The sequence below is a fragment of the Streptomyces fractus genome, from assembly GCF_049844455.1.
In the GTDB taxonomy this organism is placed as follows: Bacteria; Actinomycetota; Actinomycetes; order Streptomycetales; family Streptomycetaceae; genus Streptomyces; species Streptomyces fractus.
In genome coordinates this window covers 5,408,190-5,432,230 of record NZ_JBMYHI010000002.1, presented here as the reverse complement: position 1 = coordinate 5,432,230, position 24,041 = coordinate 5,408,190, and the positions used below count along the sequence as shown (strand labels likewise).

The following is a 24,041-nucleotide window of genomic DNA, read 5'->3' as shown; positions in this document are numbered from 1 at the left end:
CGCAGGGGCTTGAAGTGCCCCACCGCCCCATCCACCAGGACTGAGTACCCCATGTTCCGAACCGCCCTGCGCAACGTGCTCGCGCACAAGGCCCGCCTGTTGATGACCGTGCTCGCCGTCATGCTCGGCGTCGCCTTCGTCAGCGGGACCCTCGTCTTCACCAACACCATCTCCGGCGCCATGGAGAAGTCCTCGGCCAAGGGCTACGACCACGTGGACGTGGCCGTCACCGCCCGGCACGCCGAGGACAAGGGCGACACCGTCGGCAAGGACGCCGAGCTCACCGACGCCACCGTCAAGGCGGCGCGGAACACCGAGGGTGCCGGCTCCGCGTACGGCGTCGTCAGCGGTTACGCCGCCGTGGCCGACCAGGACGGCAAGCTCGTCGGCAACGGCTTCTCCACCAAGGGCGGCAACTACTCGGGCACGAAGGACCCGCGCTACCCCTTCAAGGAGGGCGCGGCGCCGCACGGCAAGGACCAGGTCGCCCTCGACGCGAAGACCGCGCAGCGCGCCGGCTACAAGGTCGGCGACCAGGTGCGCATGTCCGTCGACGGCCCCGTCCTTACCCCGACCCTCACCGGCATCTTCACCACGGACGACGGCAACGTCTCGGCGGGCGGCTCGCTCGCCCTCTTCGACACCCCGACCGCGCAAGCGCTCTTCCACAAGCCGGGCGCGTACGACGAGATCGATGTGACGGCCGCGGCCGGGACGAGCCAGGACCAGCTGAAGTCCGCGCTCGACTCGTCGCTGTCCGGCTCCGGGACCGAGACGACCACCGCGCAGCAGCTCGCCGACGACCAGGCCCAGCAGATCTCGTCGTCGATGAGCTCCATGAAGACGATGCTGCTCGTCTTCGCGGGCATCGCGCTCTTCGTCGGCATCTTCATCATCGCCAACACCTTCACGATGCTGGTCGCCCAGCGCACCAAGGAGCTCGCGCTGATGCGGGCCGTCGGCGCCTCCCGGCGTCAGGTCACCCGCTCCGTTCTCCTTGAGGCCTTCGTCGTGGGCGCGGTCGCCGCGGTGGCCGGTCTCGGCGTCGGCATCGGCATCGGCGCGGGCCTGCGGGCGCTCCTGGGCACGACGGGCGCGATCATGCCGGACGGGCCGCTCGTCGTCTCCCCCGGCACCGTCGTCGCCGCGCTCGTCGTCGGCATCCTGATCACGATGCTGGCCGCGTGGCTGCCGGGCCGCCGCGCCGCGAAGATCCCGCCGGTCGCCGCGATGAACGCGGTGCACGCGGCGCCCACCGCCAAGTCCCTGGTGCTGCGCAACACGCTCGGCGCCCTGGTGTCCGCCGCCGGTGTCGCGGCCGTGCTCTACGCGACGACCCTCAGCGGCGACAGCGGCCAGGCCCCGATGGGCCTCGGCGCCGCGCTCCTGGTCATCGGCGTCTTCATCCTCACCCCTCTGCTCTCCCGCCCGCTGATCGCGCTCGCGGCCCCGGTCCTGCGCGCCTTCGGCATCTCCGGCAAGCTGGCCCGCCTCAACTCGGTGCGCAACCCGCGCCGCACCGCCGCCACCGCGTCGGCGCTGATGATCGGCCTGACCCTGATCACCGGCCTCACGGTGATCGCGGGCAGCGTGCAGTCGGCGATCAACAAGATGGCGGCCGACTCGATCAAGGCGGACTACGTCGTCGCCATGTCGAACGGGAACCAGCTCTCCCCCGACGTCGTGAAGACGCTCGACAGGACGCCCGGCGTCACGGCCGTCAGCGGACTGACCAACTCGCCCGCGCGCATCGACGGCGACACCGAGTTCCTGACCGGCGTCAACGGCAAGACCATCACACAGCTCGCCGAACTCCCGCTGGACAGCGGCAAGTTCAGCGTCGGCGGCGGCCGGGTCGTCGTCGACGACAAGACCGCGAAGGATCACCACTGGACGACGGGCTCGACCTTCACCACGCACTACGAGGACGGCAAGCAGCAGAAGCTGACCGTCGCGGGCGTCTACGAGGCCAACGAGATGATGCGCGGCATCATGATCGACACCCCGACCCTCGCCCCGCACCTCAGCGCCGGCTCCGGTGACATGCAGGTCATGCTGAAGACGTCCGGCGGCGCGTCCGACGCCACCAAGGACAAGCTCACGAAGGCGCTCGGCGAGAACCCGGCGATCCAGGTCCAGGACAAGCAGGACATCACCAACCAGGTCGCCCAGGTCTTCACGCTGATGCTGAACATGCTCTACGGCCTGCTCGCCATGGCGGTCATCGTCGCCGTGCTCGGCGTCGTCAACACCCTCGCCATGTCGGTCTTCGAGCGCCAGCAGGAGATCGGCATGCTGCGGGCGATCGGCATCGACCGCAAGGGCATCAAGCGGATGGTCCGCCTGGAGTCCCTGGTGATCTCCCTGTTCGGCGGCGTGCTCGGCATCGGCCTCGGCGTGTTCTTCGGCTGGGCGGCCGGTCAGCTCATCGGCAACTCCATGTCGACGTACGAACTGATCCTGCCCTGGGGCCGGATGGGGATCTTCCTCGCGCTCGCCGCGGTCGTCGGCATCCTGGCGGCCCTGTGGCCGGCCCGCCGCGCGGCCCGGCTGAACATGCTCGACGCGATCAAGTCCGAGTAACAGCGGCCGAGTTACGAGATCGGGGCGCTTCCGCAGTTGCGGAAGCGCCCCGATTCGCTTACAGGGACGGCTAGCTGACGGTGCCCCAAGTGCGGGCCCGCAGGGGCATTCCCGATGCTCCGCTCTCCGGTGTCTTCACCGCGAGGATCTGGTTGACCCCGATGCGGTTGCGCTCGAAGCTGAGCGCGGACGCGGCCATGTAGAGCCGCCAGATGCGGGCCCGGCCCGGGCTGACCAGCCTCAGCGCCTCGGACCAGTGGGCCTCCAGGTTCCTGACCCACTGGCGCAGCGTGAGCGCGTAGTGCTCGCGGATCGCCTCGACGTCCCGCACCTCGAAACCGGCCCGCTCCAGCTGCCCCGCGGTGGAGCCGACCGGCGCGAGTTCGCCGTCCGGGAAGACGTACGCGTCGATGAACTCGTCGACCTCGTACGCCGATTCGTCCCGCTGCGGCCGCCGCGCGATCTGGTGGTTGAGCAGCCGGCCGCCCGGCTTGAGGAGGGCGTACAGATCGGACGCGTACTCCAGGTACCGCTCGGCGCCCACGTGCTCGGCCATGCCGATGGACGAGATCGCGTCGTACGGGCCGTCACGTACGTCGCGGTAGTCCTGGACCCGGATCTCGACGCGGTCGGTAAGACCCTCGTCGGCGACCCGCTTCCTGGCGTACGCGGCCTGCTCCTGCGAGAGCGTGACGCCGACGACGCTCACGCCGTGCTCGCGCGCCGCGTGTATCGCCATGGAGCCCCAGCCGCAGCCCACGTCGAGCAGCCGCATCCCGGGCTTCAGGTCCAGCTTGCGGGAGATCAGCTCCAGCTTGTCGCGCTGGGCCGACTCCAGGCCCGCCTCGGGCGACTCCCAGTAGGCGCACGAGTAGACCATCGACGGGCCGAGGACCAGCTCGTAGAAGTCGTTGCCCACGTCGTAGTGGTGGCTGATGGCCCGCTTGTCGCTGCCCTTGGTGTGCAGGTGGAGACGGCCACCCCTGCGCATCTCCTCGGGCGGCGGAGCGGGCGGCAGCGGGGCGCCGGCGAGCTTCACCAGCTCCTTGGCCGCGGAGCGCACCTTGGGGTCCCTGAGGGCCTGCGCGAGGCTCTTGGGCTCCTCGTCGTCGTCGGGATCCCGCTCCCAGATGAGGCCGGCCACCCGGTCGAGGGCCGCGTACAGGTCCCCCTCCACGTCCAGGTCGCCGGCCACCCAGGCCCTGGCGAGCCCCAACTCTCCCGGTTTCCACACCAGTCGGCGCAGCGCGCGACGGTGCCGGACGATGAGCACGGGGGCGTCCGGAGGACCCACCTCCGAGCCGTCCCAGGCGCGCAGGCGCACCGGGAGTTCGACGCCGAACAACTGCTCGGCGATACTTGTCAGCCGCTGTGCGGCGTTCTGCATGGCGGACACCTCCGTGACGAGACGAATTCTCGGAAATCCCGGAACGGTTCAACACCACGTAAACACCGACAGGGCGCCTGCGCAGTCCCGTTACCGAGTCACAGAACGGCAAAATACCTGTAGCCACCATGCATTTCGTGGCGGGAACGGGGCGGGAACGCCGAAGGGGCCGCCCGCACCACGGATGGCGAGCGGCCCCTTCGGGGTGAACCAACTGCAGGTCAGGAGGCCTTGGCCTTCTCCTCGACCTTCTTCTCGGCGCTGTCGTCGGCCTTCGGCGCCTCGGCCGCGGGCTTCGGAGCCGGCTTGGCGGCCTCGTAGAACTCCTCGCGCGGAGTCTCCAGGGCGCCCAGCGCGGTGATGTCGCGCTTCTGGAACATGTTGATCGTCCACTCGGCGATCACACGGATCTTGCGGTTGTACGTCGGCATGGCGAGCCCGTGGTAGCCACGGTGCATGTACCAGGCGAGACGGCCCTTGAGCTTGATCTTCATCTTGCCCATGACGATCATCGCGACGCCCTTGTGGAGGCCGAGACCGGCCACCGCACCCTTGTTGGCGTGCTTGTACTCGCCCTGCGGGAAGCCCCGCATGCCCGAGACCACGTTGTCGCCGAGGACCTTGGCCTGGCGCATCGCGTGCTGGGCGTTCGGCGGGCACCAGGCGTTCGGGTTGCCGTTGGCGCGACCCACGAGGTCCGGAACCTGGGCGTTGTCGCCCGCGGCCCAGATGTAGTCGCTGCCGGCGACCTGGAGGGTGGCCTGCGTGTCCACGTGACCACGCGGGCCGAGCGGCAGACCAAAGCGGGAGAGGGCCGGGTTCGGCTTGACGCCGGCGGTCCACACGATCGTGTTGGAGTCGACCTCGAGGCCGTTGCTGAGGACGACGTGACCGTCGACGCAGGACGGCATCGTGGTGCCGAGGTAGACCTCGATACCGCGGGACTCCAGGTGCTTCTTGCCGTACAGGCCGAGCTCCGGGCCGACCTCGGGCAGCACCTTGTCTGCGGCGTCGACGAGCACGAAGCGCATGTCCTCGCGCTTCACGTTCTTGTAGAACTTGGCCGCGTCGCGCGCCAGGTCCTCGACCTCACCGATGGTCTCGGCGCCCGCGAAGCCACCGCCGACGAAGACGAAGGTGAGCGCCTTGCGGCGGATCTCCTCGTCCGTCGTCGACTCGGCCTTGTCGAGCTGCTCGAGTACGTGGTTGCGCAGGCCGACGGCCTCCTCGACACCCTTCATACCGATACCGGCCTCGGCGAGGCCCGGCGTCGGGAAGGTGCGGGAGACCGCGCCGAGCGCGATCACCAGGTAGTCGAAGGGAACCTCGTACGCCTCGCCGACGATCGGCGCGACGGAGGCGACCTTGCGGTCCTGGTCGATGGAGGTGACGCGGCCGGTGAGAATCTCGGCGCCCGGCACAGCGCGTCGCATGGGGACGACGACGTTGCGCGGCGAGATGCTGCCGGCGGCGGTCTCGGGGAGGAAGGGCTGGTACGTCATGTACGAGCGCGGGTCCACGACCGTGACGGTCGCTTCGCCGTAGCGCATCTTCTTGAGAATGCGCCGCGCCGCGTACAGGCCTACGTACCCACCCCCGACAATGAGGATCCTGGGACGCTCCGTGGTGCTCATGCCATCGAGTATCCACCCGACTGGCGGGGGTCGCTCGTGCGCCCCTTCACAAGCTTGTAGGGGGTCTCTGCTACACTGCGCCGCCCACGTGACCCATGTCATGACGCCCAGGGGGAACCACCGCGTCGCCCCAGACGTTGCTCACCCCTCTTGAGCAGCCATAGTGCGCATCCGGCGGTACTGGACCACTTCGGTCCGCAACCGGCTCGCAACGCTGCGGCAACCTCACGCGTGACCCGCGTCGGCACCCCCGTGAGCCCCCGAACGGGCCCGAGAGCGCGTAACAGCCTCCAAGTGGGCCGATTTCCTTGTGAAGAAGTTCACGAACTTTCCCGACAGCGTGTCGCGGCGGGGTGTCAGAAGCGCCCCGCGGGGCGCTCAGACGCCGCGCGAGGCGCTCAGGAGAGAGCCGGATCGCCGTGAAATCAGGCGATGGACCAGGCGATCCCGTCGAGGATGTCGTGCTCGCTCACGACCACCTCGCGCGCACCGGTCCGCTCCATGATCAGCCGCAGCACGAGCGCGCCCGAGGCGATGACGTCGACCCGGCCGGGGTGGATGACCGGCTTCAGCGCGCGCTGATCGTGCGTGGACGCCAGTAGCCAGTCGGTGAGCTCGGCGACCTTGTCGAAGGGGATCCGGGAGTGGTGGATCGCCGTCGAGTCGTACTCGCTCAGCCCGAGGGCGAGCGCGGCCACCGTGGTGACCGAACCCGCGAGGCCCACCAGCGTGCGGGCCGAGGCCAGCGGCACCGTCCCGTCGACCAGGTCGAGGGCCTCGCCGATGTCCCGTCGGATCGCCTCGATCTGCGCCGGGGAGGGCGGGTCCGTGACCGTGCCGTCCTCGGCGACGAGGTGGCGCTCCGTCATCCGCACGCAGCCGATGTCCACGGAGCGGGCGGCGCGCACGGTGTCGTCGCCGACGACGAACTCGGTGGAGCCGCCGCCGATGTCGACGACCAGGTAGGGCTTGTCGAGGTCGGCGCGGCCGGTGAGTTCCTTCGTCGCACCTGTGAAGGAGAACGTCGCCTCCTGGTCACCGGTGATCACCTCGGGCTCGACGCCCAGGATGTCGAGGACACCGCTCACGAAGTCCGCGCGGTTCTCGGCGTCACGGGACGCGGAGGTCGCCACGAAACGGAGCTTCTCGGCGCCGTGCTCCTTGATGACCTGGGCGTACTCGCGGCACGCCGCGAACGTCCGCTCCAGGGCCTCCGGCGCGAGCCGCCCCGTCTTGTCGACACCCTGCCCGAGCCGGACGATCGTCATCCGACGGTCCAGGTCGACGAGTTCACCGGTCTCCGGATTCGCGTCCGCGACGAGAAGCCGGATCGAGTTCGTACCGCAGTCGATGGCGGCGACGCGCGTCACTCGGCCACCTCCGTGGTGGACTCCGTGGACGCCGACACGCACGCGCCCTTCTTCCACCACTCCGGCAGCATCGCGATCGCCTCGTCCCCCAGCGGGTTCACGCCGGGGCCCGCGGCCAGCGAGTGGCCGACCAGGACGTGCAGGCACTTCACCCTGTCGGGCATGCCGCCGGCGCTCGGGAAGTTCTCCAGGACCTCGATGGCGTCGCGGCGGGCGATGTAGTCCTCGTGGGCCGCGCGGTACTGGCGGGCCAGCTCCGGGTCCGTCTTGAGGCGCTCCGTCATCTCCTTCATCACGCCGTTGGCCTCGAGCGTGCCGATCGCCGACGCCGCACGCGGGCACGTGAGGTAGTACGTCGTCGGGAACGGGGTGCCGTCCTCCAGGCGCGGCGCCGTCTCGACCACGTCCGGGTTGCCGCAGGGGCAGCGGTGCGCGATGGCGCGCAGGCCGCGCGGCGGGCGCCCCAGCTGCTCCTTGAACGCCTGGATGTCGGCGTCCGTGGGCGCGGTGGGCTCGGTCTGCGGCGGGGGGGTTTCCATCGCTCGGGTGTTTCCTTCAGTGTTCGTCAGTTGTCCGCCTGGTCGGCCTTGTCGACACCGTCCCAGACGTTGGAGTACCAGGGGCGGTCCTCCGCGCCCTGCTCGGCGCGCTCGGCGGCCGCGGTGCGCTCGCTCGGCACCACGTAGCCGGTCTCGCCCGGCATCACCATGTGCAGCCGCTCGCGGATGCGCTGCTCGGCGAACGAGTCGTCCTGCCAGCGGGCCTTCTGGTCGCGCAGCCGGTCGACCCGCTGCTTCGCCTCCTGCTGCTGGCGCTGCAGGTCCTCGATCTCGCCGCGCTGGGAGACGTACTGCCTTATCGGGTACGCGAGCGCGACCACGAGGGTGCACAGGACGAGGGCCAGCAGGGCCGCGCGGCCCGTGAGACGGGAGCGGCGGGCCTGCCGCTTGCTCTGCGAGCGGTAGACGCGCTCGGCGGTCTGCTCGCCCAGGACGCGCAGGCGGGTGGCCGTCGAGAAGCGCTCTCCGGAGTCCCTGTCCCGTACCTTTCCGGGCATCGCCTGCTCCCGCCTCCCCGCTCACGTACGTACGTCCCCGCACACGGTACGGGACCGAGTGCGGGGACGTACGTATCTACCGCGTCAGGCGGCGCTCGGTGAGCGCTCAGCCCTTGAAGCGCGGGAAGGCCGAGCGACCGGCGTAGACCGCCGCGTCGTCCAGGATCTCCTCGATGCGCAGCAGCTGGTTGTACTTGGCGACGCGCTCGGAGCGGGCCGGGGCGCCGGTCTTGATCTGGCCGCAGTTGGTGGCGACGGCCAGGTCGGCGATGGTGACGTCCTCGGTCTCGCCGGAGCGGTGGGACATCATGCACTTGAACCCGTTGCGCTGGGCCAGCTCGACGGCGTCGAGCGTCTCGGTCAGCGAACCGATCTGGTTCACCTTCACGAGCAGGGCGTTCGCCGAGTTCTCCTCGATGCCGCGGGCCAGGCGCTCCGGGTTGGTGACGAAGAGGTCGTCGCCGACGAGCTGGACCTTGTCGCCCAGCTTCTCGGTGATGACGTTCCAGCCGGCCCAGTCGTCCTCGTACAGCGGGTCCTCGATGGAGACGAGCGGGTACGCGGAGACGAGCTCCTCGTAGTACTCCGTCATCTCGGCGGCGGAGCGCTCCTTGCCCTCGAAGGCGTACTTGCCGTCCTTGTAGAACTCGGAGGCGGCGACGTCGAGCGCGAGGGCGATCTGCTGGCCGGGAACGTAGCCGGCCTCCTTGATGGCCTCGAGGATCAGGTCGAGGGCCTCACGGTTCGAGCCCAGGTTCGGGGCGAAGCCGCCCTCGTCGCCCAGGCCGGTGGCCAGGCCCTTGCTCTTCAGGACCTTCTTCAGCGTGTGGTAGACCTCGGCGCCCCAGCGCAGGGCCTCGGAGAAGGACTCCGCGCCGATCGGGGCGATCATGAACTCCTGGATGTCGACGTTGGAGTCCGCGTGGGACCCGCCGTTCAGGATGTTCATCATCGGCACCGGGAGAAGGTGCGCGTTCGGGCCGCCGAGGTAGCGGAAGAGCGGCAGGTCGGACGCCTCGGAAGCGGCGTGCGCGACGGCGAGCGAGACGCCGAGGATGGCGTTGGCGCCGAGCGAGCCCTTGTTGTCGGTGGCGTCCAGGTCGAACATCGCCTGGTCGATCAGGCGCTGCTCGGTGGCGTCGTAGCCGACGAGCTCCGGGCCGATCTGCTCGATGACGGCGAGGACGGCCTTCTCGACACCCTTGCCGAGGTAACGGTTGGGGTCACCGTCACGGAGTTCGATGGCCTCGAAGGCACCGGTGGAGGCACCCGACGGGACGGCGGCACGGCCGGTGCTCCCGTCGTCGAGGCCGACCTCGACCTCGACCGTGGGGTTGCCTCGGGAGTCCAGGATTTCCCGGGCTACGACGACGTCGATGGACGGCACGAGCATCTCCTTCTGGGATGTGACGCAGGCTATGCGGGCAGCTGCTTGGATACGTGGTCCCGCACCCCTGAGCGTAACCGGCTCGCGGGCATCGGCCATCCGAACGCCCGTCTCGTGGACAACGCCCTGAGCGAAATGTTCCTTAACGGAACAAAAACAGCGACCTCCGTCCCGGCCGTGCCGGGAGGGAGGTCGCCGAAAAGTGAGCGGCCCGTGGGGACGGGGTGCGGCGGGGCTCGGCGTCCGCCGATGCCGAGCCCGTACCTGGCGGTCCTGGTGGACCGGACGGCTTAGCTGAGGTGCAGCTGCTGACCCGGGTAGATCAGGTTCGCGTCCTTGACGATGTCCTTGTTCTTCTCGAACACCTGCTGCCAGGTGGTGCCGTGCGCCTCGGCGATCTTGCTGAGGGTGTCGCCGGACTTCACCTTGTACTCGCCGTCACCCTTGGCGACCTTGTTGCCGGTCGGGGTGGTGACGGTGTCCTTCTTCGGAGCCTGCTGCTTGGGGGCCTGCTGCTTCGGGGCCTCCTGCTGCGGCTGCTGGCGCTGCTCGGAGCGGTTGGCACGCTGCTGGGTGTCCTGCTGCGTGCTCTTGTCCTGCTGCTGCGAGGACGAGTCGGCGGTGGAGCCGCTGTCGTTCGGGGCGGAGGAAAGGCCCGAGCCGCAGTTCGGCCAGGCGCCCTTGCCCTGGGCGGCGAGGACCTTCTCGCCGACGGCTATCTGCTGGGCCTTGGAGGCCTGGTCCGCGGTGGACGCGTACTGCGAGCCGCCGTAGGCGGACCACGTGGAGGACGAGAACTGGAGGCCGCCGTAGAAACCGTTGCCGGTGTTCGTGGACCAGTTGCCACCGGACTCGCACTGCGCGACCTGGTCCCACTCGGACGTGGTCGCGGCGGAGGCGGAGGTGGCGCCCATCAGCGGCACGGCGACGGCGGCAGCGGCGACACCGCCGAGCGTGGCGACGCGGATGGCCTTGGACGGGCGGCGGTGCTTGTTCTTGCCGGAAAACAGCATGGAGATGTCTCCTCACCGACGCCTGCGAGGTGAGCTGTCGGGTTCGGGCCAGTGAGTGCCCGGCAGACGCATCCTTGTGCGCTGCTTAACCCCAAGCCCGTCCGGTCTCCCGGAAGGGCGCTTACCTGGGTCCCCCGCTCCTGCCTACGGCGCTTACGCGTCGACTGTTCCCGTACGGACGTTGGCAGGATTCGGCGTGACGTCCATCGGGGCCCGCTGAAGCGAGCGGTCACGAACGTAAGCGGTCGATCCGTCCGATTTCAAAGTCGATCAGGGGCTTTGAGACCCATGTCTCACTCGCTCTACATCGGACAAAGCCCCTTCAACCGGCCCGAATCCCCGCTACCTTTTGTCCGTTCCGTCCCCAAGATCCAGGCTCTGACCAGGAAGGATGAGGTCTGGGTCGGTACCGACCGTCTCCTTGTTCCGCTCGTAGAGCGCGTCCCATCCGCCGTGCACGTCCTGGGTCTTCGCGATGTCCCAGAGGTTGTCGCCGGCGTGGACCTTGTACGTGTCTTCCGCGTCGCGCTTGTCGTCGCGCGAAGCGTGACGTCCCTCTCCCGTACGGGAGTCGGAACGGTCGTCGTCGGCGCGGCCCCCGCGGTGGCGGCCCGACGTGTCGGTGTCCGGGGCCTCGCCGGAGGGGGAGGCGGACGGTGAGGCGGACGGTGAGGCGGCTTCGTCAGAAGGCGCGTGGGACTTGTCACTTGAGGGGCTCGGGTCGTCCTCACCCTTGTTACCGGAGGTATCGCCCGACTCGTCCGCCGAGGGGCCGTCCGACGCGTCGGCGGCCGCGGATCCATCGTGACCCTTGTCTCCCGAATCCGCCTCGTCGGTGCCCTTGTCGGCACCGTCGTCCGACTTGTCGTCGGCATCGGTGCTGGGCGAGTTGGACGGCTCGGGCGACTCGGCCGACTCGGACGACCCATCCGACTCGGTCGACCCGGACGGCTGGGGTGACGCGGACACGCCCGGATCGACGTCCGCCGAGTCGTCGTCCTTGGTGAGGTCCGCCGTGAGCGAGCACATCGGCCAGGCACTCACACCCTTGTCGTCGAGGACCTTCTCGGCGACGGCTATCTGCTGCGAGCGGCTGGCCTGGTCGGCACGCGGGGCGTACTGGAGCCCCCCGTACTGCTCCCATCTCTCCTGCGTGAACTGGAGTCCGCCGTAGTAGCCGTTACCGGCGTCCAGGCTCCACTGCCCACCGCTCTCGCACTCGGCGAGCTTGTCCCACGCCTGCGTGGTCGCGGCACTCGCGCCGCTCGCGGCGAACAGCGGGATCGCGATGGCGCTGCCGGCGACTCCGGCTGCGACGACGAGAGCAGGGGCCTGACGGGGGCGACGGTGACGACCGTTCCCGGAGAGCATGCGTTTGCCTTTCGCGAGACTGATGCTGCTACGCGCGACGGTTGGTGCAAGTGGTGCGGGTTGTGCATGTGTCGCGATGATCCGTGAACGTAGCGGCACTCGAACGCCTGTCACAAGTCGATGCAGCGTAGATCACGTGAAAGTCACATTATTGACGGACCGTCAGTTCCGGCGGGGTTCTGACGCGGGGTGAACTCCACCGGGAGCGTGCGCAGTCCACGCATGATGAGCCCGCCACGCCACCGCAAATCGGCAGGTTCCGCCGCAAGTCGCAGGTCCGGGAGGCGGGTCAGGAGCGTGGCCAGGGCGGACTGGCCCTCCAGGCGGGCGAGCGGGGCGCCGAGGCAGTAGTGGATGCCGTGCCCGTAGCCGAGGTGCTGGTTGTCGCGGCGCGAGAGGTCGAGGGTGTCGGGCTCGGCGAAGCGCGCCGGGTCGCGGTCGGCGGCGGCGAGCACGACGAGCACCGGGTCGCCCGCACCGATCTCCTGACCGCCGATGGCCAACGGCTCCCTGGCGAATCGCCATGTGGCCATCTCCACCGGCCCGTCGAAGCGCAGCAGTTCCTCGATCCCGGTCTCCAGCAGCCCCGTCTCCCCCGCCGCGATCGACTTCTGTAGCCGCTCCCGCTGTTCGGGGTGCGCGAGCAGGGCGTACGTGCCGTTGCCGATCAAGTTGACCGTAGTTTCAAAACCGGCAAAAAGTAGCACAAAGCACATGGCCGCCACCTCGTTCTCCGTGAGGTGTTCGCCGTGGTCGGAGGCGCGGATCAGGTCGGAGATCAGGTCGTCCGTGAGGTCGCCGCGCTTGCGGTGGATCAGCTCCACCAGGTAGGCGCGGATCCGCTTCACCGCCCGTCCCACGCCGCCGCGGGGGCCTCCGCCGTGGCGGATCATCATGCCCGCCCACTCGCGGAAGTCGTCCTGGTCCTCGCGGGGGACGCCGAGGAGGTCGCAGATGGCGTAGATGGGGAGGGGGAAGGCGAAGTCGTGGATCAGGTCCGCTTCGCCCTTGGCCGCGAAGGCGTCGATGAGGTCGTCCGTCAACTGCTGGACGCGTGGCGCGAATTCGGCGACGCGACGCGGGGTGAACGCCTTGGAGACGAGGCGGCGCAGGCGGGTGTGGTCCGGCGGGTCGATGTTGAGGAGGTGGGTCGTCAGCTCGGCCTTGCGTTCGCCGGGGATGCCCGTCTTGCCCTTGGCGTGGCTCGGCCCGTCGTGGTGCTCCGCGTTCTTGCTGAGCCGCTGGTCGGCGAGCGCCTGGCGGGCGTCCGCGTAGCGGGTGACCAGCCAGGCCTCGACGCCGCTCGGCAGCGTGGTGCGGTGCACGGGGGCGTGCTCGCGCAGCCAGGCGTAGGCGGGGTACGGGTCGCCGGCGAACTCGAAGGTGAAGAGTTCGGGGGCGCTGGAGGGGGTGGGGCTCTCGGTCACCACCCGACCGTAACCGGCTCTATGGGGCGGTGAGTCCCTCGGCCGAACGCACGGCGTCCCGGTAGGCGCGGGCGGCGGCTCTGAGCGCGGCCTCCGGGTCGACGCCCTCCGCCTCGGCGCGCAGGGCGAGGGCAAGCAGTTCGTAGCCGACGCCGTCTCCGGTGGGGGCCGGTACGTCCAGGCCCGCCGTGCGCACCCGGGAGCCGAGCTTCGCGGCGAGGGCGAGGCCCGGCTGGCCGACCGGGACGCCGTCCGTGACCGAGTCGCGGCGCTTGGACTCGTCCTTCTTGCGGAGCCAGATCTCCCGGACCTCTTCGGGGGTGTCGGCCGTCTCGTCGCCGAAGACGTGCGGGTGGCGGTGGATGAGCTTGTCGACGATGCCGCCCGCGACGTCGTCCACCGCGAACGGCTCGGCCCCTTCCCGGCCGTCGGCCTCCTCGGCGATGCGCGCGTGGAAGACGACCTGGAGGAGTACGTCGCCGAGCTCCTCGCGCAGTTCGTCGCGGTCGTCCGTCTCGATGGCCTCGACCAGCTCGTACGCCTCCTCGATCGCGTACTTGGCGAGGTCCTCGTGGGTGCGCCGCTTCGACCAGGGGCATTCGCGGCGGATGCGGTCCATGACCTGGACGAGGTCGAGGAGGCGGGCGCCGGGCAGGTCGTAGGAGCCGGGGAGCAGTTCGAGGTTCGGCATTCTGTTCGCGGCCCGAGCCGGCGAGGCGCGCCAGGCCGTCCGTGAGCTGCCGGTCGCCCTCGGCGGTGGCGAGGACGACGAGCGTGCGCCCGCCGTCGGCGCAGCGGTCGACGAGCTCGCGGGCGGTGGGCGCGGCGATCGTGACCTGGACGCCCGCGTCCTTCACGTACGGCAGCTGCGGGTGTGCGGCGTCGGCGCACAGCACCTCGTCGGCCGTGCGCAGCGTCTGCCACGCCTGCCAAGAGAGGAGCCCGGGGGCCACTCGGTGGCTGGTGGTGAGCAGGACGACGCGGCCTGCGGCGTCGCGGGCGTCGGCGGGGGCGTGGTGGTCGTGCGCCTCGGGTTCGTTCACCCCTCGAACGTAACGCAGGCCACTGACAACCTCGCCTCCCCCGGGTCAGGGACGGGGCCTACGTCGTCTGCTGTTCGGCCGGGGCTTCCTTGGTGATCTGCTTCAGCCACGGGGTCTTCGCGTCGACCCGGCTGTTCTTGGTGACGTCCCATGTCCCGTAGCGGGGGTTGAGGTCGACGTTCAGTTCCTTGGAGGCGCTGGAGAGCGCCTTCCAGAAGACGGCCTTGCCCTGGGGGGTCTGCATGTCCGCGCCGAGCGCGGTCGACAGCTTCTGCGCCTCGATCTCGGTGCGCAGGCTCTCGGTGAGCCGCTTCGGCGGGATGTTGTACTGCTGGAGCCAGGCGACCTCCAACGCCTTGCTGCCGCCCGCCTGTTGTTCCAGGCCGGACCGCATGCTCTGCATCTCCTTGCGGGTGACGGAGATGTCCGCGTCGGTGGCGGCGCGGTGCAGGACGCGGTCGAGGACCATCGTGTGCAGCGTGTTGCGGGTCAGGCCACCGGTCTTGGCGATGGCCTGCTCGTACTGCGTGGTGTCCTTGGTCGCGGTCTGTTGCGCGTCCCGCACCTCGTTCACCCGGCTCTCCAGTTGCGAGACGGTGATCCGCTGTCCGCCGACGACGGCTGCGGCACCGGGGTGCGCTTCGCTGCCGCAGGCGGTCAGGGCGGGGACGGCGGCGATGGCGGCGGCGGACAGGACGAGCGCGGTGCGGCGGCTGTTGCGGCGGTGCAAGGTGGGCCTCCCTGCGATGAGTTTGTGCGTCGGAGCACAAAGTCCGGCGTTGATCGATGTTAGGCAGTGGCCGCTTGCTGGGCCACCTATTCGACAACGATTCGCAGCGAGTTGAGGTACTCGCCCCGGCTCAGCCCACCACGGCGACGGGGGCGTCCCAGGCGTCCCGGTCCACCGTGATCGGGTAACCGCCGCGCGACTCCTTGCTGTTGACCATGTACTGGTGGGCGCGGTGGTGGCCGGTCCACAGGGTGGAGGCGAACGGCCAGTCGGTGGTGGTCGTGTTCACCTTGTCCCACTTGGCGTACCAGAGGTTGCCCGGCAGATCGCTGCGGTCGGTGGTGGTGGCGACGGCTTTCGCGCTGGAGCTGGAGAAGCCGTACATGCCGGTGCGGTAGTACTTGCCGTGGACGGCCTTCTGCCAGTTGCGGATGTAGGTGAGCACCGCCGTGTTGCAGGAGGAGTTCGTGAGGTCGTACGCCTCCATGTCGAGGTAGAGCGCGCTGCCCGCCTTCATGCCGAGAGCGGAGGCCTTGGTGACGGCGTCGGCGCCGTCGGTCGCGCCGAGCGACGCGGCGTTCGTGGAGGTCATCTTTTCCGGGTTGGAGCCGCTCGCGCAGGACGGTTGCGCGCCCACGTAGAGCGGAATCAGCTTCCAGCCCTGTGCGGTGACGGTCTTGACCCAGGAGGCGGTGAGGTTGGGCTGGGAGCAGCCGCGGTTCTTGCCTCCGGTGTAGACGGCGGCGGCCCCGTAGAAGCCGGTGTGCCAGGCCTTCATGGCGGAGGCGGACGGTGCCGTGCAGGCGTCGAAGGCGCGGCCGGTGTAGTACTTCGCGGCGGGCCAGGAGGTGGTGGTGGCGAGCGACTGCTGGACCGTGACCCCGCCCGCGAGGACGGCGGCGATGGCGGTGGCCAGGGCGAGGCGGCGGCCTCGTCGGGAGAGGCGGTGGGTGCCGGTTGCGGGCATGCGTGTCCTCCGCGGGACGGGGGTGAGGATGGGACGGGGGGGTGGACGCGTCGGGGCTGGACGCGTCGGGGTGGGCCGGGCCGGGTGTCAGCTGCCGGTGGGGAGGGCGCCGGTCACCTTCGTCGCCAGCTTCTTCGCGGTGGCCGCGCCGTTGTCGTGGCCGTCCGTCGACATGACCGTCACCACTGCCGCGCCCTTGCGGACGGCGATCAGGGTGGAGCCGTTCTCCCACGCCGGGTCGGTGAGGGTGATGTTGTACGCCTCGTCGCCGAGGCCCGCGGTGTCGGCGCCCGCCACCTTCACCTGGCTCTTGGTGTCCGTGTCCTTGTAGGCCGGGCAGGCGGCGATGGCCTTCTTCAGGTGTTGCAGGACCGTGGCCGCCTTGTCGCCGCGGAAGACGTCGATCTCCTGGGCGATGTCGGCGGTGGTCTTCTCGTTCACGTAGTCGTTCTGCGCGAAGGAGACACCGGCGTCGCCGGTGAGGGCGAGCCAGCTGACGCCGCCGAGCTTCGTGCAGTCGGGCTTGCTCAGGGCGGCCGGGTCGCTGCTCGGCTCCTGGTACGAGGTGCCGGTGTCGCGGGCGGTGTCCTGGTCGATCCGGTAGCCGGCGCCGAAGAACGAGGCGGGGGCGAGGGACCGCTTCAGCGCGGCGCCCTTGGCCAGGGTGGCGTCCGGGTTCTGCGCGCTCTTGGCGGCGGGCTTCGCGGCTGCCTTGGCGTCGGAGCCCGCGGAGTTCGCGGAGTCCCCGGAGGAGCAGGCGGTGAGGGTGAACGGGAGGGCGGCCACGGCGAGAAGGGCGGCAGCGCGGACAGCGGTACGCATCGAGAGTTTTCCTAGGGAATGCAGGAATGGGACATGCGTGGGGATGTGCCGAGTGATCGCTGCCGAGGGCGAGGACTGCGCGGTCCCGGTGGGGCGGGACACGGGCGCGCCATGGGAAGCACACAGTGAGCGGACTGATTTTGACTGATCAATCAGCCAAAACCCGTCCCACGGCGGACCCTTGGGAGGAACTTGGCCATGGCTTGACCGTGCGTCCCTGCTCAGCCCCGCACTTGTCCCAGCCATTGCAGGGTGCGCCGCACCTCCGCGGGGAACGGGTGGCCCGGTCCGTGCAGCCGTTCGGCGTCGTGCAGCAGCCGGGTCAGCGTCTCGTGGGCCGCGCCCCGGTCGCCCACGGAGAGCAGCAACTGACCGATTCGGCGCCGCACTTCGAGGGCGAGCCGGAGGTCCGTGGTCGCGTACTGGTTCTCGTAGTACGGGAGGAGGGCGCGGTATTCGGCGAGCGCCGCGGCGGGTTCACCGAGGGCTTCCAGGCACTGGGCCGCCTCGTAGCGGAACTGGAGGGACTGGGGGTCGGCGTGGCCCGCCTCCGCGGCGCGTTCGTCCGCGAGGCGGCGCAGTTCGGGCAGGGCGCGGCGGTACTGGCCGTCGTCCATGAGGGTGGCCGCGTACTGCTTGCGCAGGGTGCGGACGACGGGTGAGTGCTCGCCGTGCTGGGCGGCCGCGGCGGGCAGGATCGCGCCGAGGATGTCGACGGCCTGCGTGATGCGGCCCTCGCCGAGCAGCACCTTCACTTCGTCGACGGCCCGTGCGACGTCGGGGCGGTCGCCCTGGAGGTCGGTTCCGGCGGGCTGGGGGGCCGGGGTGACGGCGCGGTCCGGCCAGGGGGCGTGCGGGCGTAGGAAGGGGCGGGTCGGGTCGAGCGGGCGGCCGGTGGGCACGCCGCGCGCGGGCAGCAGCGGGAGCAGTTCCTCGTACGTCTGCTGGGCGGAGGCGGGGCGGTCCTGCGGGTCCTTGGCGAGCAGGCGCAGCACCAGGTGTTCCAGGGGCTGCGGCACTTCGGGGCGCAGTTGGCGGACCGGGACGGGGGCCTCGTAGAGGTGGCGGTGGAGGATGCCGAGGGCGGTGGTGCCGGCGAACGGCACGTCGCCGCTGAGGAGTTCGTGCAGCAGCACGCCGAGCGCGTACAGGTCGGTGTACGGGCCGACGGCGCCGCCCATCGCCTGTTCGGGCGCCATGTACGCGGGCGTACCGATGGGCGAACCGGTGTGGGTGAGGCGGGTGGTGTCGGTGTCGAGGACGGAGGCGACGCCGAGGTCGAGGACGGTGAGCGTGCCGTCCTGCTTGACCATGACGTTTCGTGGCTTGAGGTCGCGGTGCACGATCGGCACGGCGTGCACGGCGGAGAGCACGGCGCACAGTTGCGCGGCGACCGCGACCGCCCAGGGCCAGGGGAAGGGGCTGTGCTCGGCGAGGTGGTCGGCGAGGTCGGCCCCGTCGATGTACTGCATGACGAGGTAGAGCTCGTCGCCCTCGGCGCCCGCGTCGTGCACGGTGACCAGGCCGGGGTGGTCGACCTGGGCGGTGACCCGGCATTCGCGCAGGAAGCGGTGGCGCAGCTCGTCGGCCTCGGCGCCGGCGACCCGGTCGGGGCGCACGAGCTTCACGGCGACGCGGCGGTCGAGGCGCTGGTCGTACGCCGTCCAGACCTGGCCCATGCCGCCCTGGCCGATGAGCGTGGACAGTTCGTAGCGCCCGGCGACGACGCGGGCGCCGTCCGCTCGGGAAGCGGCCTGCCCGGTCACCGGCCGCCGTCCTGCTTGCGCAGGTAGTCGCTCAGCTCATCCAGCTCGGCGCGGACCTGGTCGATGCGGTGCGGCGGCGGGGCCTGGTTCCGCGGCGGCGCGGGTGGCGGGGCGGGCGTGGGTATGGGCGCGGGCGTCGTGCCCATGGTCTGCGGGGGCATCGCGTGCGGCTGCGGCGGCGCGGCGGGCCAGGGCCGCTGCGGCTGCGGGTGGCCGTAGGCGGTGGGGCCGGACGGTGCCGTCGGCGCGTAGGGGCTCAGGGGCGGTGCGGGGCGTGGTCTGCGCAGGTCGTAGATCAGGAAGTACACGGCGCTGCCCAGCGCGATGAGCAGCAGCAGGGCGAGGGCGACGTCGGTGCGCGAGTCCTCCTCCGGCAGCGAGCCGACGATGCCGAACAGCGTGATGGTGACCGGCAACGAGACGATGGCCAGGACCCAGTCGAGCGGATTGCGGCGCAGCACCGCGATGCGGAACAGCGGGGCGCAGGAGAGCAGGCCGCACGTCAGCACGGACAGGGCAGGGAACAGCACCCTCAGGGTGAGGGCCGCGCCGTCGCTCTCGCGTCGGGGCGGCGCCGCGCCGGGCCCGTACATGGCAGCTCCTGGTCACTTGTCCGGGGTGGAACACGCACGGCAATGGGTTGCCGGTTCCATCGAGCGTATAGGCGGACTCGGACAACGGGCCCAGGGTTGTACGGACCGGTTGTCGCTCCGCTCACACCACGTCGACCGGAGGAGGCCGTTCCGGTGTTCGCGGCGCCGTTCCTACGTCTCGGGGCTCCGCCCCGGACCCCGCGCCTCAATCGCCGGCGGGGCTTGATTTCGCTGGATCGGCGGCGGGGCTGATCGGGGTCTATTGGTCGGGTGCCAGTGTGCCGGCCGTCAGGCCGTCGTGGAGGCCCTGGACGAGTTGTTCGCCCAGGCGGGCCGCGTGGCGCAGGGTGTCCTCGAAGGCGGCGAGGGACTTGAACTGCTCGCCGTATCCGGCCTGTTCGGCCAGGGGCAGGCGGGGCAGTTGGAGGCGGCGGACGTCGAGGCGGGTGGCGGTGGAGGCGTAGCTGGACGCCTGGCGGTTGTTGGCGGTGGAGCGCAGGAAGCCGGCGAGGAACCACGGGTCGAGCGCGCCCGGTTCGGGCCGCAGCAGGGCCAGGCCCCTGCCGAGCGCGGCGCCCGCGTCCGCCTCGTCGACGACGCGGACCGCGGCGGCGCCGCCGAGCACGGGCACGACGACGTCCCCGGCTTCGAGGATCACAGGGTCGTCGTCCGCGGCGTGGGCGCCTGAGGGCGCGGTGCTCGTCAGCACGTCGTGGTCGGTGAGGACGGGTACGCGCGCGTGCCCGCCCGGTCCGCCGCCCGTCGCCGCGGTGCGCAGCGACAGGGCGCCCGCGCGGGCGAGTTCGCCGACCGTGGTCAGTGGCCAGCGGGCCGGGGCCGTGGCGTCGGGGACGGACCTCGGGGCGAGCTTCGTGGTCAGCCGCAGCGTGTCGGCAAGCTCCTCGCGTACGGCGGTCAGCTCTGCCGCGCCGCCGCCCGTGGCCGGCGGCGGCAGGCGGCGGGCGGGCGCGAGGTCGACCTCGTCGTCGAGCAGGTCGATGACGGGCACGGAGCGGGCGAGGCCCGGCCGCTCCTCCAGGGAGCCGTCCCGATCGTAGGCACGCCAGGCGTCGAGCACGGTGCTCCGCACCTCGTCCCACACCTGCTGCTCCCGTACGTCGCCGGACTCGGCGAGCGCGGTCGTGTCGACGAGCAGCAGCTCGGGGGCGGCGGGCGCGCCCGCGCCGGGGCGGCGCAGCACCCACAGGTGCAGCGGGATGTTGTTGGGCGGGACGGCCCCGGCGGGCAGCGCGACGACCGCGCGCAGGGCGCCGCGGCGCAGCAGGTCGGCGCGGATCCGGCGCCCCGAGCGGCGCGAGGCGACGGTGGGCGGCATCAGGAGCACGGCGCTGCCGCCGACCTTCAGGCGGGCCAACGCGTGCTGTACCCAGGCCAGTTCGGACTCGGTGCGGGCCGGGAGGCCGTACTCCCAGCGCGGGTCGTAGGCCAGCTCGTCGTGCCCCCAGCCGCGCTCGTTGAACGGCGGATGGGCGACCACCACGTCGGCCCGTACGTCGCTCTGCGCGTCGGCGCGCAGGGTGTCGGCGGCGGCGGTGCGCACGGCCGGGGCGTCCGACCCGCCGTTGCCGTCGAGGGCGAGGCGGAGCGCGGTGAGCGCGGCGAGTTCGGCGGAGGCGTCCTGGCCGTACAGGGTGCGGCCGGCCCGTGGGGCGTGGGAGCGCACGGCGTCGAGGAGGGCGCCGGTGCCGCAGGCCGGGTCGAGTGCGGTGGTGGCCGGTCCGGCGAGCGCGGCCATCAGCTCGGCGGGGCCCGGCGGGGTGAGCGTGTACTGGCGCGGGTTGGCGTCGAGGTGCCGGCCGAGCAGGAACGCGAAGGTGCCGCGGGCGCCCAGCTCGGCGGCGAGTTCGGCGGCGCCGCGCAGCAGCGGCACCGATGGCAGCAGGTCGGCGGGGCCCGGGGTGGCGACGGCCCGTTCGGTGGCGTGGCCGAAGCGCGGGGTGAGGACGCCTTCGAGGGCGGCCGACAGGCGCTGGGCCAGGTCCCGGTCGTCGTCGGTCGCGGCGAGCGCGAGCCATTCCGTGGGCCGGTCGTGCACGAGCAGCAGGGCGCAGCCCGTGTGCAGGAGGGCGCTGACCGGGCCGGCCGGGTGCCCGGCGAGCTGCTGCCACACGCGCTCGCGCAGCGGGACCTCGGCGAGCTTGCCCTGGTCGCGCAGCCACTCCTCGACCTCGGTGAGCGCGAAGGAGGGGCTGGTCTCGGTGCCGCCGACGGGCCTCGGGAAGTCCGCATGCCTGCGGCGCCAGTTGCTGACCGCGGCGCGCCCCACCCCGGCGAGCCGGGCGATCCCCGCGGCCGTCACCTCTGTCGCGTTGTCCTGCACCGAGTCGACCCCTCTCCGTGTTCCTGTGCGACCGACCATACAGAGTCCCATGTAAGACCCGCATTCACAGCCGTGAGCGCCTCGACTTTTGTGAACGAGGTTGACTCGGTTCACAGACAGTGCTGTTATTGCCTCAGCCAACCGCCGGATACATGGAAAGCCGGGGGGAGATTGGCTTCTCTCATCACGGAGGAACAGCTATGTCCCAGACCCAGCCGCCCCAACAGCACCCCCAGTACCCGCCGTTCCAGCAGCAGCCGCCGCAGCAACAGCAGGTCGCGCGCAACGGGCTGGGGACGGCCGCCCTGATCCTCGGCGTCATCGGCGCCCTGTCGGGCCTGATCCCGCTGCTGTTCTGGCTGGCGGGGATCCTCGGCGTGATCGCCCTGATCCTGGGCCTGACGGGGCGCGGCAGGGCCAAGCGCGGCGAGGCCACGAACAAGGGCATCGCCCTGACCGGCGTGATTCTCGGCCTCGCGGCCATGGGCCTCGCCGTCTTCGGTGCGTACACGACGTTCAAGGCGGCCGACGACCTGGTCAAGGACCTCAACAAGTCGGTGTCCGACACGAAGGCCAAGGACACGAAGTCGTCCGGCGACGCGAAGGACAAGGACGGCAAGGGCGGCAGCGGCAAGGACAAGCCGGCCGCGGGCAAGACACTCGCCGCGGGCGACTCCGTGGTCTACGACGACAACCTGACCGTCTCCGTCTCCAACGCGGTCACGTTCGGCCCGAGCGAGTACGCGGCGGGCCACAAGAACGGCAACCACGCCTACAAGGTCACGGTCACCGTCACGAACGACTCCAAGGAGAAGTTCGACACGGCCCTGCTGACCACGAACGCCCGCACGGGCAAGGACGGCGTCAAGGCGGAGCAGATCATCGACGACAAGGTCGCCATGGGCTTCGAGGGCACGGTCCTGCCCGGCAAGAAGGCCACGGTCGTCTATGGCTTCGACGCCCCGTCGGACGCGAAGGACATGACCGTCGAGGTCACGCCGAGCTTCGAGTACGACGGCTCGCAATGGGACCTGAAGCTGTAACCAACGGCTTCAGTTGGGGGGAGTGGACGCGGCACGCGCTGGGAGGCGCGTGCCGCGTCCGCGTGTTCACGGGGCGTGCCGCGTCCGCGTGTTCACACGGCGTGCCGCACCCATACGTTCGGCTCGACGTACACCGCGTAGCCGTGCTCGGGCTCGCAGCGCACCGGCACCAGCGCGGCGGGAACCTCGACGGGTCCCTCCTTCTCGAAGGGCAGACCGGTCCACTGTCGCCACTGCTCCAGCGACCCCGCCACGACCATCGAGGCGGGCGCGACCTTCTCGATGACGCCGCCCGCCCGCACATGCACCCGCAGCCACGGATCGTGCGGCAGCCCGTCCGACTCCCGTACCCGATACGCGTATTCATTCATCGGCATCCCGGGTTCGAGGTGCTTGGCGCTCGGCCGCACGGGCGCGACGACCTCGCCGAACCCACGGGCGCGCGCGTTCTCCCGCATCGCCGCGAGTATCCGCCCCGACAGGCCGCGCCCCTGGAGCCCCGGCGTGATGGCGATCTCGACGGCGCTCACGGTGTCGGGCGCCACCCCGGCGGCCCGGTCGGCGAACGCCCACTGCAACACCTGGTCCCAGCCGCCGTCCGGCAGCACTCCGCGCCCCTCGGCGTGCAGCGCGAACGGCACGCTGTACGCCTTGGCGACCACGGCCCCTCCGGCGTCCGTCGCCACGAACGCGTACTCGGGCAGCTCCTCCCAGATCCGCCGCAGGAAGCTCGCGGCGCACAGGTCGTGCCCGATGAACACGGGCCAGGTGTCCGCCATCGTCCACATGGCGAGGGCGAGTTCAGGACGCTCGGCGAGGGTGGTGATCGTCAGCTCCGTGCCCGCTTCGGAATTCATGCGCACATCGTGCAGCGGACGGGGCGGCACCGCAGCGGGTTTTCCGCCCTGCCGCTCAGCGCGTCAGGCGTAGACCCAGCGGTTGGAGCCGGAGCTGAAGGTGCACTTGACGATCCGGCCGTTGCCGGCGTGCGTGGTGCGGCCGACGTCGGCGTTGCGGCAGAACTGGCCCGCGTTGTAGCAGTTGCCCGCGTTCGAGACGATCTCGCAGGTGGGGGCGGCCGGCCTGGTCGGCTTCGGGACGGCGGTCGTGCGAGCGGGCGCCGGGGCCCGAGTATGCGTCGGAGCGGGCGCGGGGGCCCGCGTCTTCACCAGCGTGGGCGTGGGAGTGGCCTTCGGGGTGGGCGAGTGCGTGGTGCGCGTCGGAGTCGGGGTCGGGGTGGGCGTGGGTGTGGGCGACTCCGTGGAGGGGGTGGGGCTGGGGGTCGGCGTCGCGGAGACGGACTTCGTGGGCCGCGCGTCGGCGGCGTCGTCCGTGCCGGAGCCGGCTCCGCAGGCGCCGACGGTCAGGGCCAGGGCGATCGCCCAGGCGGCGGCGAACCCCGCGGAGCGTCTGCGTATCGACGGCCGAATGGATTTGTTGAGCATGTGCACCCCGTGTGGAGAAAACGTGAAGAACCGTGGTCGTCGCGCACAGTAATCCACGAGGC

19 protein-coding genes, 1 pseudogene and 1 riboswitch are annotated in these 24,041 nt (G+C 70.8%); of the genes and pseudogenes, 2 read left to right on the top strand and 18 right to left on the bottom strand.

All coding sequences use genetic code 11. The annotated features are described in order from the left end of the window. The first annotated feature begins 51 nt into the window (after window positions 1–51). Window positions 52–2,583, top strand: coding sequence for an ABC transporter permease (locus tag ACP4E5_RS26620; RefSeq protein ID WP_425832871.1), 2,532 nt, complete (start codon window positions 52–54; stop codon window positions 2,581–2,583). A gap of 70 nt (window positions 2,584–2,653) precedes the next feature. Here ACP4E5_RS26620 and ACP4E5_RS26615 read toward each other — a convergent pair whose 3' ends face one another. The 16 genes and pseudogenes from ACP4E5_RS26615 to ACP4E5_RS26540 all read right to left on the bottom strand — a co-directional run bounded on the left by ACP4E5_RS26615 (window position 2,654) and on the right by ACP4E5_RS26540 (window position 21,491). Beyond that, window positions 2,654–3,970 (bottom strand): class I SAM-dependent methyltransferase, encoded by a 1,317-nt coding sequence (locus ACP4E5_RS26615; protein ID WP_425832869.1) that lies wholly within the window; start codon window positions 3,968–3,970, stop codon window positions 2,654–2,656. Window positions 3,971–4,191: 221 nt separating this feature from the next. Then, window positions 4,192–5,604: an NAD(P)/FAD-dependent oxidoreductase gene (locus ACP4E5_RS26610; protein ID WP_425832867.1), complete on the bottom strand. Its 1,413-nt coding sequence runs from the start codon at window positions 5,602–5,604 to the stop codon at window positions 4,192–4,194. A gap of 425 nt (window positions 5,605–6,029) precedes the next feature. After that, window positions 6,030–6,974 (bottom strand): Ppx/GppA phosphatase family protein, encoded by a 945-nt coding sequence (locus tag ACP4E5_RS26605; RefSeq protein WP_425832865.1) that lies wholly within the window; start codon window positions 6,972–6,974, stop codon window positions 6,030–6,032. Further along, on the bottom strand, window positions 6,971–7,513 hold the full coding sequence (locus tag ACP4E5_RS26600; RefSeq protein WP_425832863.1) for a DUF501 domain-containing protein: 543 nt from the start codon (window positions 7,511–7,513) through the stop codon (window positions 6,971–6,973). Before ACP4E5_RS26600 ends, ACP4E5_RS26605 begins: the two co-directional genes overlap by 4 nt. Window positions 7,514–7,539: 26 nt before the next feature. Continuing rightward, a complete protein-coding gene (locus ACP4E5_RS26595) occupies window positions 7,540–8,031 on the bottom strand; it encodes an FtsB family cell division protein (RefSeq protein WP_425832861.1) in 492 nt (163 codons plus the stop codon). Window positions 8,032–8,137: 106 nt separating this feature from the next. Beyond that, entirely contained in the window at window positions 8,138–9,418 is a 1,281-nt protein-coding gene (eno, locus tag ACP4E5_RS26590) for a phosphopyruvate hydratase (protein WP_425832859.1), read from the bottom strand. Between the two features lie 290 nt (window positions 9,419–9,708). After that, the gene (locus ACP4E5_RS26585; RefSeq protein WP_425832857.1) at window positions 9,709–10,431 is read right to left on the bottom strand and encodes a transglycosylase family protein; all 723 of its coding nucleotides are present in this window, start codon (window positions 10,429–10,431) and stop codon (window positions 9,709–9,711) included. Between the two features lie 4 nt (window positions 10,432–10,435). Next, window positions 10,436–10,593: riboswitch (cyclic di-AMP (ydaO/yuaA leader) on the bottom strand. A gap of 180 nt (window positions 10,594–10,773) precedes the next feature. Then, on the bottom strand, window positions 10,774–11,802 hold the full coding sequence (locus ACP4E5_RS26580; RefSeq protein ID WP_425832855.1) for a transglycosylase family protein: 1,029 nt from the start codon (window positions 11,800–11,802) through the stop codon (window positions 10,774–10,776). A gap of 143 nt (window positions 11,803–11,945) precedes the next feature. Next, window positions 11,946–13,229, bottom strand: a complete 1,284-nt coding sequence (locus ACP4E5_RS26575) for a cytochrome P450 family protein (protein WP_425832853.1) — start codon at window positions 13,227–13,229, stop codon at window positions 11,946–11,948. Between the two features lie 19 nt (window positions 13,230–13,248). Then, window positions 13,249–14,272 (bottom strand): annotated as a pseudogene (locus ACP4E5_RS26570) (nucleoside triphosphate pyrophosphohydrolase). 58 nt (window positions 14,273–14,330) lie between these two features. After that, window positions 14,331–15,002 carry a SurA N-terminal domain-containing protein gene (locus tag ACP4E5_RS26565; RefSeq protein ID WP_425832851.1) on the bottom strand — a complete coding sequence of 224 codons (672 nt, stop codon included), beginning with the start codon at window positions 15,000–15,002 and terminating at the stop codon, window positions 14,331–14,333. Window positions 15,003–15,132: 130 nt separating this feature from the next. After that, window positions 15,133–15,969, bottom strand: a complete 837-nt coding sequence (locus ACP4E5_RS26560) for a glycoside hydrolase domain-containing protein (protein WP_425832849.1) — start codon at window positions 15,967–15,969, stop codon at window positions 15,133–15,135. Window positions 15,970–16,056: 87 nt separating this feature from the next. Further along, a complete protein-coding gene (locus ACP4E5_RS26555; RefSeq protein WP_425832847.1) occupies window positions 16,057–16,791 on the bottom strand; it encodes a hypothetical protein in 735 nt (244 codons plus the stop codon). Between the two features lie 221 nt (window positions 16,792–17,012). Continuing rightward, window positions 17,013–18,557 carry a serine/threonine-protein kinase gene (locus ACP4E5_RS26550; protein WP_425832845.1) on the bottom strand — a complete coding sequence of 515 codons (1,545 nt, stop codon included), beginning with the start codon at window positions 18,555–18,557 and terminating at the stop codon, window positions 17,013–17,015. Next, window positions 18,554–19,150, bottom strand: coding sequence for a hypothetical protein (locus ACP4E5_RS26545; RefSeq protein ID WP_425832843.1), 597 nt, complete (start codon window positions 19,148–19,150; stop codon window positions 18,554–18,556). The genes ACP4E5_RS26550 and ACP4E5_RS26545 overlap by 4 nt, the downstream gene beginning before the upstream one ends. Window positions 19,151–19,409: 259 nt before the next feature. Continuing rightward, window positions 19,410–21,491, bottom strand: coding sequence for an N-6 DNA methylase (locus tag ACP4E5_RS26540; RefSeq protein ID WP_425832841.1), 2,082 nt, complete (start codon window positions 21,489–21,491; stop codon window positions 19,410–19,412). Between the two features lie 200 nt (window positions 21,492–21,691). Between ACP4E5_RS26540 and ACP4E5_RS26535 the strand changes: the two genes are divergently transcribed. After that, window positions 21,692–22,534 carry a DUF4190 domain-containing protein gene (locus ACP4E5_RS26535; protein ID WP_425832839.1) on the top strand — a complete coding sequence of 281 codons (843 nt, stop codon included), beginning with the start codon at window positions 21,692–21,694 and terminating at the stop codon, window positions 22,532–22,534. Window positions 22,535–22,626: 92 nt separating this feature from the next. On the opposite strand, the gene ACP4E5_RS26530 is transcribed toward ACP4E5_RS26535, so the two are convergent. Further along, window positions 22,627–23,391, bottom strand: a complete 765-nt coding sequence (locus ACP4E5_RS26530; RefSeq protein WP_425832837.1) for an N-acetyltransferase — start codon at window positions 23,389–23,391, stop codon at window positions 22,627–22,629. Window positions 23,392–23,454: 63 nt separating this feature from the next. Next, entirely contained in the window at window positions 23,455–23,979 is a 525-nt protein-coding gene (locus ACP4E5_RS26525) for a hypothetical protein (RefSeq protein WP_425832835.1), read from the bottom strand. Between the last annotated feature and the right edge of the window lie 62 nt (window positions 23,980–24,041).

Bases quoted from the DNA above. Each gene is read 5' to 3' on its own strand.
- ACP4E5_RS26525 (WP_425832835.1), bottom strand. From the start codon at position 23,979: ATGCTCAACAAATCCATTCGGCCGTCGATACGCAGACGCTCCGCGGGG.
- ACP4E5_RS26585 (WP_425832857.1), bottom strand. From the start codon at position 10,431: ATGCTGTTTTCCGGCAAGAACAAGCACCGCCGCCCGTCCAAGGCCATC.
- ACP4E5_RS26615 (WP_425832869.1), bottom strand. From the start codon at position 3,970: ATGCAGAACGCCGCACAGCGGCTGACAAGTATCGCCGAGCAGTTGTTC.
- ACP4E5_RS26580 (WP_425832855.1), bottom strand. From the start codon at position 11,802: ATGCTCTCCGGGAACGGTCGTCACCGTCGCCCCCGTCAGGCCCCTGCT.
- ACP4E5_RS26610 (WP_425832867.1), bottom strand. From the start codon at position 5,604: ATGAGCACCACGGAGCGTCCCAGGATCCTCATTGTCGGGGGTGGGTAC.
- ACP4E5_RS26620 (WP_425832871.1), top strand. From the start codon at position 52: ATGTTCCGAACCGCCCTGCGCAACGTGCTCGCGCACAAGGCCCGCCTG.
- ACP4E5_RS26600 (WP_425832863.1), bottom strand. From the start codon at position 7,513: ATGGAAACCCCCCCGCCGCAGACCGAGCCCACCGCGCCCACGGACGCC.
- ACP4E5_RS26535 (WP_425832839.1), top strand. From the start codon at position 21,692: ATGTCCCAGACCCAGCCGCCCCAACAGCACCCCCAGTACCCGCCGTTC.
- ACP4E5_RS26545 (WP_425832843.1), bottom strand. From the start codon at position 19,150: ATGTACGGGCCCGGCGCGGCGCCGCCCCGACGCGAGAGCGACGGCGCG.
- ACP4E5_RS26530 (WP_425832837.1), bottom strand. From the start codon at position 23,391: ATGAATTCCGAAGCGGGCACGGAGCTGACGATCACCACCCTCGCCGAG.
- ACP4E5_RS26595 (WP_425832861.1), bottom strand. From the start codon at position 8,031: ATGCCCGGAAAGGTACGGGACAGGGACTCCGGAGAGCGCTTCTCGACG.
- ACP4E5_RS26555 (WP_425832847.1), bottom strand. From the start codon at position 16,791: ATGCGTACCGCTGTCCGCGCTGCCGCCCTTCTCGCCGTGGCCGCCCTC.
- ACP4E5_RS26560 (WP_425832849.1), bottom strand. From the start codon at position 15,969: ATGCCCGCAACCGGCACCCACCGCCTCTCCCGACGAGGCCGCCGCCTC.